10 protein-coding genes are annotated in these 8,489 nt (G+C 72.3%); 1 reads left to right on the forward strand and 9 read right to left on the reverse strand.

Annotated elements, in window-relative coordinates; translation table 11 throughout:
* The first annotated feature begins 72 nt into the window (after window positions 1-72).
* Window positions 73-591 carry a GNAT family N-acetyltransferase gene (locus tag ACWEV3_RS42260; protein ID WP_452619301.1) on the forward strand — a complete coding sequence of 173 codons (519 nt, stop codon included), beginning with the start codon at window positions 73-75 and terminating at the stop codon, window positions 589-591.
* Window positions 592-637: 46 nt separating this feature from the next.
* Here the strand turns inward: ACWEV3_RS42260 and ACWEV3_RS42265 are convergent, their stop codons facing one another.
* The 9 genes from ACWEV3_RS42265 to ACWEV3_RS42305 all read right to left on the reverse strand — a co-directional run bounded on the left by ACWEV3_RS42265 (window position 638) and on the right by ACWEV3_RS42305 (window position 8,369).
* On the reverse strand, window positions 638-1,387 hold the full coding sequence (locus ACWEV3_RS42265) for an alpha/beta hydrolase (RefSeq protein WP_452619302.1): 750 nt from the start codon (window positions 1,385-1,387) through the stop codon (window positions 638-640).
* A gap of 45 nt (window positions 1,388-1,432) precedes the next feature.
* Window positions 1,433-1,747 (reverse strand): hypothetical protein, encoded by a 315-nt coding sequence (locus tag ACWEV3_RS42270; RefSeq protein WP_358582427.1) that lies wholly within the window; start codon window positions 1,745-1,747, stop codon window positions 1,433-1,435.
* Between the two features lie 22 nt (window positions 1,748-1,769).
* Window positions 1,770-2,756 (reverse strand): hypothetical protein, encoded by a 987-nt coding sequence (locus tag ACWEV3_RS42275; RefSeq protein ID WP_452619303.1) that lies wholly within the window; start codon window positions 2,754-2,756, stop codon window positions 1,770-1,772.
* 176 nt (window positions 2,757-2,932) lie between these two features.
* Window positions 2,933-3,610: a dihydroxyacetone kinase phosphoryl donor subunit DhaM gene (gene dhaM / locus ACWEV3_RS42280; protein ID WP_452619304.1), complete on the reverse strand. Its 678-nt coding sequence runs from the start codon at window positions 3,608-3,610 to the stop codon at window positions 2,933-2,935.
* Window positions 3,607-4,245 (reverse strand): dihydroxyacetone kinase subunit DhaL, encoded by a 639-nt coding sequence (gene dhaL / locus ACWEV3_RS42285; protein WP_452619305.1) that lies wholly within the window; start codon window positions 4,243-4,245, stop codon window positions 3,607-3,609. The genes dhaM and dhaL overlap by 4 nt, the downstream gene beginning before the upstream one ends.
* 14 nt (window positions 4,246-4,259) lie before the next feature.
* The gene (dhaK, locus tag ACWEV3_RS42290) at window positions 4,260-5,255 is read right to left on the reverse strand and encodes a dihydroxyacetone kinase subunit DhaK (protein ID WP_452619306.1); all 996 of its coding nucleotides are present in this window, start codon (window positions 5,253-5,255) and stop codon (window positions 4,260-4,262) included.
* 169 nt (window positions 5,256-5,424) lie between these two features.
* Window positions 5,425-6,939 (reverse strand): aldehyde dehydrogenase family protein, encoded by a 1,515-nt coding sequence (locus ACWEV3_RS42295; RefSeq protein ID WP_452619307.1) that lies wholly within the window; start codon window positions 6,937-6,939, stop codon window positions 5,425-5,427.
* A 72-nt stretch (window positions 6,940-7,011) separates the two neighbouring features.
* Entirely contained in the window at window positions 7,012-7,992 is a 981-nt protein-coding gene (locus ACWEV3_RS42300) for a DUF3558 family protein (RefSeq protein ID WP_452619308.1), read from the reverse strand.
* Between the two features lie 113 nt (window positions 7,993-8,105).
* Entirely contained in the window at window positions 8,106-8,369 is a 264-nt protein-coding gene (locus ACWEV3_RS42305; protein WP_452619309.1) for a hypothetical protein, read from the reverse strand.
* Window positions 8,370-8,489 lie beyond the last annotated feature (120 nt).

Consider the following 8,489-nt stretch of genomic DNA (forward strand, 5'->3'; position numbering starts at 1 on the left):
TCCTGTCACCCCGCCCTCGCCCGGCCGAAAATCGAATGCTCGGCCATCGACCGGGCGACTACCGTGTGCCGGGTGCCCGAACCGGATGAGATCCACACTCGCCGCTTGGTCCTCCGCCGCATCCAGCCTGCCGACGCCGATGCGTTCATCGCGATCTCCGACGCCGCGGAAACCCACCCGTTCGACGCTCACCTCCGACGATCCCGGGAACAGCTCCTCGAGCTGCTCGACAAGTTCCACCGGAGCTGGGTTTCCGACGGAATCAGCTACTGGGCGATCCGGCTGCCGGGCTCCGAGGAGGTGATCGGCTTCGGCGGCCTGCGGCACTGGGTGGAGGAGGGCGAGCCGGTGCTGAACCTCTTCTACCGCCTCTGGCCGAGCGCGTGGGGCAACGGCTACGCGACGGAGATGGCCGAGACCGCCGTGCAGTGGGCGCGGCGACACCGCCCGGACCGGCCGGTCATGATCGTGACGGATGCGGAGAACACACCGTCGGTGCGGGTCGCCGAGAAGCTCGGGTTCAAGCTGCACCTGGCGCGCCACCGCGACGGCCTGCCCGAGCTGGTGTTCCGGCTACCGGCCACGGGCTGACGCGAGCACGGGAACCTTCCTGTCACCCGCCGCCGGAACCCCCAGGTCAGGAGTCGACGATGGTGACCTTGCGGGTCTCCGACGGGCCGTCCCAGGTGCGCGGCAGCGGCGTCGGCACGTCCGGCGCCACGACCCGCACGATCGCGTCCAGCGCGGCCTCCGCCTTGCCGACCCAGAGGTGCTTGGTGTCCGGGAAGCCGATCACCTCGGCCTGCGGGATCGCCGCGAACCGCCGGCGAGCTTCGTCCGGGCGCAGGTAGTCGTCGAACTCCGGGATCAGCGCGTGCACCGGCTTGCCCGACCCGGCCCAGGCCGCCAGGTGTTCCTCGGTGCTCCAGCGCAGCGGCGGGGAGATCAGCACCGCGCCCTCGACGAGCGGGTCCAGGCCGTGCACCAGCGTCAGGTCGGTGCCGAACGACCAGCCGACCAGCCACACGTTCGGCAGGTCGTGGAACTCGGCGAACTCCAGCGCCGCGGCCACGTCGAACCGCTCGCTGTTGCCGCCGTCGAAGCTGCCCTCGCTGCGGCCCGCCTCGCTGACCGTGCCGCGCGTGTTGAACCGCAGCACCGCGAGGTCGGCGAGCGCGGGCAACCGGAACGCGGCCTTGCGGTAGATGTGCGAGTCCATCATGCCGCCGTGGGTGGGCAGCGGGTGCAGGCAGATCAGCGTCGCGCGCGGCGGCCGGGACTCCGGCAGCGCCAGCTCACCGATCAGCTTGAGGCCGTCGGCCGTGTGCAGGGTGATCTCTTCGCGGCGGGCCGGCAGCATCGTGTTGGCGCGGATCTCGGTGCTCATCGCCTCGATCCTGCCACGAACGAGTAGCCGACACGCTGTGACGTGCTACGACCAGCGCCGCGTGGGCCCGCGCCGGCCGCGCGCGCTCCAGCAGCCGTTGTGCCAGTGGCGCCGGTCGGCGACGCCGCCCTGCTCCGCCTCGGGCCAGGCCACCACGTGCGCGATGCCGGGCCTGATCTCGTGGTCGCAGCCCGGGCACCGGTAGGCCTTGGTGGCCTGCGCGGCGGGCACGGTGCGCACCATCCAGTCGCCGTCGGGCCCGTGCTCGACCCGGGACATGCCGAACGCAGTGCCCATCGCGCGGTGGCTGGTGTCCTGGGACAGGCCCTTCGGGCGTTGCGGTCGGTTGCGTCGAGGCACGCCTGCAACGGTAACGGCCCGGCTACGGGCCGGACGCCGGCAGGTGCGGCCAGGCCTGCCCGGCGAGGCCACGGGCGTACTCGCACGCGTCGATCCCGGTCATCTCCGGCACGGCCACGACCAGCATCGCCACCTCGACCTGACCGGTGGCCGGATCGCCGAACGGGATGTGCCCGGTTTCCGCGGAGCACAGCGGAACCTGCGGGTCGCCGCCGACGACGCTGACCACGGTGCGCCGGTCGGCGATCTGCTCCTCGACGGCCGCGCCGTGCAGCACCTTCGGCGGATCACCGGCGGTGTGCAGGAACTGGACGCGCGGCGCATCGGCGGCCTGCGCACCCCACATGCACTGGTGCCCGGCCGGGCTCGGCTGGGGTTCCGCCGCTTCCAGGCCGGGAATCTGCTGCACGGCAGCGGAATCCAGCAGCTCGCACGGATCCTGCAGCGCCAGCGAGTTCGTCCCGAACGACCGGTGCCCCGCCCGGTGCTGTTCGAGCGCGGCGACTGCCGCGTCGGCCCCGGCCTGGGCCACCGCGCACAACCCGGCGGCCGGATCGCCGGTCAGCAGATCGGCGCTGACCCGCATGGCGATGTCGTCGGCGAACAGGATCTGCCGGGTGCAGTGCCCGGGCAGCGGCGCGTCCTGCACGATCCGCAGCGGCCCGCGCTGGACGACCGGCCGGTCCTGCCCGATCGGACCGGCGTCGACCAGTTCTCCCAACGCGAGCTGCGCCAGCGAGCCGTCGTTGAGCTTCAGCTGCAGCAGGCAGTAGTCCAGCGACACCGTGCCCGCGTTCTCCACCTGACCGAAACCTCGCAGCGCGGCCGGATCGGCCAACGTGCAAGGGTCCACTGTGCGCAGATCGCCGAGCACCGCCGCGGCGGTGCCGGCGTCGCTCGGCCGGCCGCCGGACTGACCGGCCGGCGCGGCCTCCGGCGTGCACCCCGCCACCAGCAGCACCAGTAGGAGCAACAGCGGCGTGCCTCGGTGACGGAGACGCAGCGACATCGACTCAGCCTAACGCGGCGAGCAGCCGCACCGGCCGATGACAGCACGGGAACTTTCCTGTCATCCGCCCGGGAACCGCCGCTGCCGGGCCGCAAGCATGGGAACCTTCCTGTCACCCGAGGCACGAAAAAGGGAACCTCCCCGCCGTTGGCGGCAGGAAGGTTCCCAAGCACCGGCTACTCGTCGAAGTTGCGCTTGGCCAGGTCGAGGATGCGCTCCACCGCTTGGCGCGCGTCCGGGCCGTTGGCGCGCAAGACGATCCGGTCGCCCTTGCGCGCGCCGAGGCCCATGACGCCCAGCACGCTGGCAGCGTCGGCTTCCTTGTCGCCCAGCGAGATCGTGACGTTCGCCTGCAGCCCGTTCAGGCTGCGGGCCAGCAGCGCCGCCGGTCGCGCGTGCAGGCCGACTTCGTTGGCCAGCTCCAGCTCCTCGCGGACTTCGTCCGCCGTCGTGGGTTCGCCGGGCTCGGCGAGCTCGCCGCCCGCAGCCGCCGCCTCGGCGGCCCCGGCGACACCCCGCATGTCACCGCCGCCCTGGGCCGCAACGGCGGCGGCGACCGCGCCCTCCACCAGCGGCGCGTCGACGACGAGCGCCGTGCTCGGGTCGCCGAGCGACTCAACTGCGAGCTCGGCGATCATCTGCGCGCTGCCGAGGTCGTAGAGCACCACCGCCCCGGCCCCGGTGTTGGCGTCCGACAGGGCAGCGGACACCTTCTCGAAGTCCGTGCCGATGTTGCCGTCCGGCAGGCCCCCGGCGGGCACGACCCGCACCTCGGGGGCCATCTGCCGGGCGAGTTCGGCGACTCCCTCGGCGAGCCGGGTGCTGTGCGAGACGATGACCAGTCCGACGTTCATGATCGCGACCTCGTGGCTTCGGCGAATGCGGACAACAGCAGCGCGGTCGAGCGCGCCCCGGGATCGATGTGCCCGGCGCTGCGCTCGCCGAGGTATGACGCGCGGCCCTTGCGGGCCACCAGTGGTTCGGTCGCCTGCGCGCCCTCATGTGCGGCATCGGCCGCGGCGGTCAGCACCGCCGCCGCGCCTTCGCCGGATTCCGCGGCGCTCTTGGCGGCTTCCACCGCCGGCGACAACGCATCGACCATCGTCTTGTCGCCGACGGCCGCGCGGCCACGACCGATGACGCCTTCCATCCCGGCCTGCAGCGCCTTGGCGACCGCCGCGCCGTCGAGCTCGTCGGCGTCGCCGACCGCCGCCGCCGCGCGCAGGAACGCGGTGCCGTACAGCGGCCCGGACGCGCCGCCGACGGTGGAGATCAGCACGGTGGCGGTCAGCTTCAGCACCGCGCCCGGCGTCTCCGGCGCCGCGGTATCCACTTTGGACACCACGGCGCGGAAGCCCCGGTCCATGTTCTCCCCGTGGTCGGCGTCGCCGATCGCCCGGTCGAGCTGGATCAGCTCGTCGCGGTGCTCGGCGACGACGGCCGCGCCCGCCTTCAGCGCGGCGATCACGTCCTGTGCGGTGCAACCCATTCCGGCGTTCTCCCTCACCAGTTCAGCGCGGCGGTGCGCACCGGCGCGTCCCAGAGCTCGGTCAGCTCGTCGTCCAGCTTCAGCAGCGTCAGGCTCATGCCCTGCATTTCCAGGCTCGTGATGTACGGGCCGACCAGTCGCCGCCGGACGTGGATGCCGCGCTCGGCGAGCAGCCGCTCGGCGATGCCGTGCGCCAGGTAGAGCTCCAGCAGCGGGGTGCCGCCCATCGAGTTGGTGAACAGCAGCACGTCGTCGCCCCCGGCGAACGGCAGGTCCTCGAGGATCGGTTCCAGCAGCCGCCGGACGATGTCGTCCGCCGAGGCCAGCGGCACCCGAGCCCGGCCGGGCTCGCCGTGGATGCCGATGCCGATCTCCATCTCGTCCGCGGCGAGGTCGAAGCTCGGCTGACCGACGTGCGGCACGGTCGGCGAGGTCACCGCCATGCCCATCGAGCGCACCTGGGACACCACCCGCTTGGCGAGCTCCTCGCACGCGTCCAGGCCCGCGCCGCGCTCGGCAGCCGCGCCGACGATCTTCTCCACCAGGACCGTGCCACCGACCCCGCGCCTGCCCGCGGTGTGCGTGGAGTCCTTCACGGCCACGTCGTCGTCGACGATCACGCTGCGCACCTCGACGCCGTCCAGGCCGGCCAGTTCGGCAGCGGTCTCGAAGTTGAGCACGTCGCCGGTGTAGTTCTTCACGACCAGCAGCACGCCCGCGCCGCCGTTGGTCTCGTCGATCGCGGCCTGCACCGCGTCCGGGGTCGGTGAGGTGAACACCGCGCCCGGTACCGCGGCCGACAGCATCCCGGGGCCGACGAAGCCGCCGTGCAGCGGCTCGTGCCCGGAACCGCCGCCGGACACCACCGCGACCTTGCCGGACACCGGCGCGTCCGTGCGCACGATCACCGCGGGATCGGTGCGGACGCGGAGCAGCTCGGGATGCGCGGCGGCCATGCCCCGCAGCGACTCGGCGACCACGTCCGCCGGATCATTGATGATCTTCTTCACCCGCTGGCCTCCTTGGCTGCCGAACCGGCGCCCGCGGCACCGGCCGACTGACGACAACTCCGCTCCCGCACCCCCGCGAGCCCGGCCGGAGGGTGCGAGAGCAAGGGAACCTTCCTGTCACCGACCGCGCAAGCCCAGCTGAAACGCCGAGTCGATCAGCCGGGCGGGGTCAGCGGCCGCGCACCAGCCGGACCAGCCGCACCAGGCGCCGGACGGTGCCCTTGGCGCGGGCGAAGCTCATCGGGTTCAGCGGCATCCGGTACCGCAGCCGCGTCACCGACTGCGGCCGGGTGAACTCGCGCAGCCCGTCCGCGCCGTGGATCCGGCCGAACCCGGAGTCCCCGACGCCGCCGAATGGCAGCGACGGCACACCGGCGAAGGCGATCACGGAGTTCACCGCGACCATCCCGGTGCGCAGCTGCCGCGCCAGCTCCACGCCCCGCGCCCGCGAGAACACCGAGGCGCCCAAGCCGTAGCGGGAATCGTTGGCGCGGGCAACGCCCTCGTCGGCGTCGCGAACCCGCTGCACCACGATGGTCGGCCCGAAGGTCTCCTCGGTGATGGCGGTGGAACCCTCCGGCACGTCGGTGAGCACCACCGGCTCGACGAACGGCGGGCGCACCGAGTGCTCGCCGCCCACGACCGCCCGGCCGCCGCGGCTGAGCGCGTCGTCGATGTGCCCGCGGATGATGTCGACCTGCGACGGCATCGTGATCGGGCCGAAGTTGGCGCCGGGTTCGCCGCCCGGGCGCAGCTTCCCCGCCCGCTCGGCGACCATCTCCAGGAACCGATCCGCGACGGCGTCCACGACGTAGACCCGCTCCACGCCGATGCAGGTCTGCCCGGCGTTGGACATCGCGCCCCACACCGCCGCGTCCGCTGCGGCGGCCAGGTCGGCATCGGCGTCGACGATCAGGGCGTCCTTGCCGCCGCACTCCACCAGCACCGGGACCAGGTTCTCCGCGCAGGACGCCATGACCCGCTTGCCGGTGGCGGTCGAACCGGTGAAGGCGACCTTGTCGACCCCGGCGGCGCACAACGCCGCGCCGGTCTCGCCGAAGCCCGTCACCAGCTGGAAGACCGGGTGCTCGGGTACGGCCTCGGCGAAGCTCTCCGCCAGCCACTGCCCGACGCCCGGGGTGAGCTCGCTGGGCTTGAACACCACGGCGTTGCCCGCGGCCAGCGCGTAGGCGATCGAGCCCATCGGCGTGAACGCCGGGTAGTTCCACGGGCCGATCACGCCGATCACGCCGAACGGCAGGTACTCGACGGTGGCGGTCTGGTTGGCCATCACGATGCCCGCCGAGACCTTTCGGCGGCGCAACACCTTCTCCGCGTTGCTGGCCGCCCAATGCAGGTGGTCGACGACCAGCATCAGTTCCAGCCTGGCGTCGTCGAGCGGCTTGCCGGTCTCCGCGCAGACGACGCCCGCGAGCTCGTCGAGGCGCTTGGCCAGCAGCTTCCGCCAGGCGTCGAGGCGCTGCTTGCGGCCGGCGAAGCCGAGTTCGGCCCACTCCGCCTGGGCCTCGCGGGCCGCGGTGACCCGCGCGCCGACCTCGGCCGCGTCGTGGATCGGGTGGCGCCCCACCATCTCCCCGGTGCGGGGGTCAATCGACTCGAACGTCGGGGACTGCTCAGTCGTGCCGCTGGGCATTTCGACGCTGCCACGGGCGGTCTGGGTCATGGCCGGCCTCCCACCTTTACGTCGGTCGTTGTCATCGTGCAGCCTACGGAATTCGGTGGCCGACCGGGACCGTCATGCGGTCGGCAGCTTCGCCCGCGCCTGTTGTGCCAGCTTCGTCGCATTCGCGCAGGGATCCATCGGGACCCGGCCCATGTTCATGATCTCGATCTGCACGATCTCGCTCTCGCCGTCGGCATTGGCGTTCTTGCGGTGCTCCCACCCGACCGCGCAGGTCGGCGGGTCGGCGCTGACCTGCGCCACGATGCCCGGCACGCCGGCGAGGTCGACCGGCGGCACCGAGCTGCTCGCCAGGGCGCCGACCTCGAAGCTCACGGTCACCGCCACGGAGTTGTCCGCCATCCACTTGCAGGCGTAGAGCCCTTCGCCACCGGCCGAGTCCGCCGAACCGGCCATCGCGGCGTCGCGGATCGCGGCCTGGTCGAGGATCTCGCACGGGTCGAACCCGCCCAGCCCGCCCGACGCGCGGGGGCTGACCGGCGGTTTCGTCCGCACGACGTCGACGGCGTCGGCCAGGATCTGCACGGCCGGCGAGCAGGCGTCCGTCTGCTCGGTGCTCAGCTGGATCTCCAGCCCGCGCGGCTCGTCGAAGTTCTTGGTGTCCGCGCCGGTGTAAGCGGCCGACGCGAAGCAGGAACCCGAACCGTTGTCGTAGACGGTGCCGGGCAGCCCGCCGATGCGGTTCGCCCCGGGGTCGGACACCCCCTCGTCGAAGTAGAGGGTGACGTTGAACGGCTTGCCGTTGTGGTCCTTCATGAAGTTCGAGCAGGTCCCGAAGCCGTCCGGGGTCAACGCCGGGGCGGGTGTGCCGAACCTGCCGAGGTCGACCGCCTGCAGGGTGGCGCACACGTCCACGCCGCGCAGCCGGTCCGGCGCGAAGGCCGGGTCCAGCAGCCCGGGCTTGTCGACGTCGAACTTGGCCACTTCGACGGTCCGCCGGGCCGAGGCCGACTTGCCGTCCGCGGCGCAGCCCGCCGCTGCGAACGCGGTGAGCGCGGTGAGCAGCGCGGCGATCAAGGTCACTGGTCGGGGCACGGCGATCACACTATCTAGCCGATCCGCCGTCGCGGACGGGAACCTGCAGATCCGGCGCAACGCGAACGGCGCCCGCCCCGGAGGGTGCGGACGCCGTCACGCCAGGTGTTCGCCTACTCCGGGGACGCTCCCCGCTCGGCTTCGTCGGGCACCACGATGGGCCGCAGCCGGGCCCAGGCCACGAACACCACCGCGAACACGAACATGCCGATCCCGGCCCAGAGGTTGATGTTCACCCCGGCGGACTTGTCGATCTCGGCCTGCGGCTGCACCACGCCCACGATCGCGATCACCACTCCGTAGATGGCGAACAGCAGCGCGATCACCGTCCGGATGTCGAAGGCACCCGCGGTGCGCCCGGAACTCCGACCCGCCATGGCGGGACCTCCTCGTCGTTTGAAGTCAGCCGAAGATGATGTTGAGGGCGATGATCAGGACCAGCGCGATCCCCGCCAACAACCCCGGACGGCGATACCACCCCGCGTCCTCACCACTGG

It is taken from the genome of Saccharopolyspora sp. NPDC003752, from assembly GCF_053605825.1.

Excerpts from the sequence above, each read along its gene's own strand:
- ACWEV3_RS42265 (WP_452619302.1), bottom strand. The coding sequence starts at position 1,387 with ATGAGCACCGAGATCCGCGCCAACACGATGCTGCCGGCCCGCCGCGAA.
- ACWEV3_RS42275 (WP_452619303.1), bottom strand. The coding sequence starts at position 2,756 with ATGTCGCTGCGTCTCCGTCACCGAGGCACGCCGCTGTTGCTCCTACTG.
- dhaM (WP_452619304.1), bottom strand. The coding sequence starts at position 3,610 with ATGAACGTCGGACTGGTCATCGTCTCGCACAGCACCCGGCTCGCCGAG.
- dhaL (WP_452619305.1), bottom strand. The coding sequence starts at position 4,245 with ATGGGTTGCACCGCACAGGACGTGATCGCCGCGCTGAAGGCGGGCGCG.
- ACWEV3_RS42295 (WP_452619307.1), bottom strand. The coding sequence starts at position 6,939 with ATGACCCAGACCGCCCGTGGCAGCGTCGAAATGCCCAGCGGCACGACT.
- ACWEV3_RS42305 (WP_452619309.1), bottom strand. The coding sequence starts at position 8,369 with ATGGCGGGTCGGAGTTCCGGGCGCACCGCGGGTGCCTTCGACATCCGG.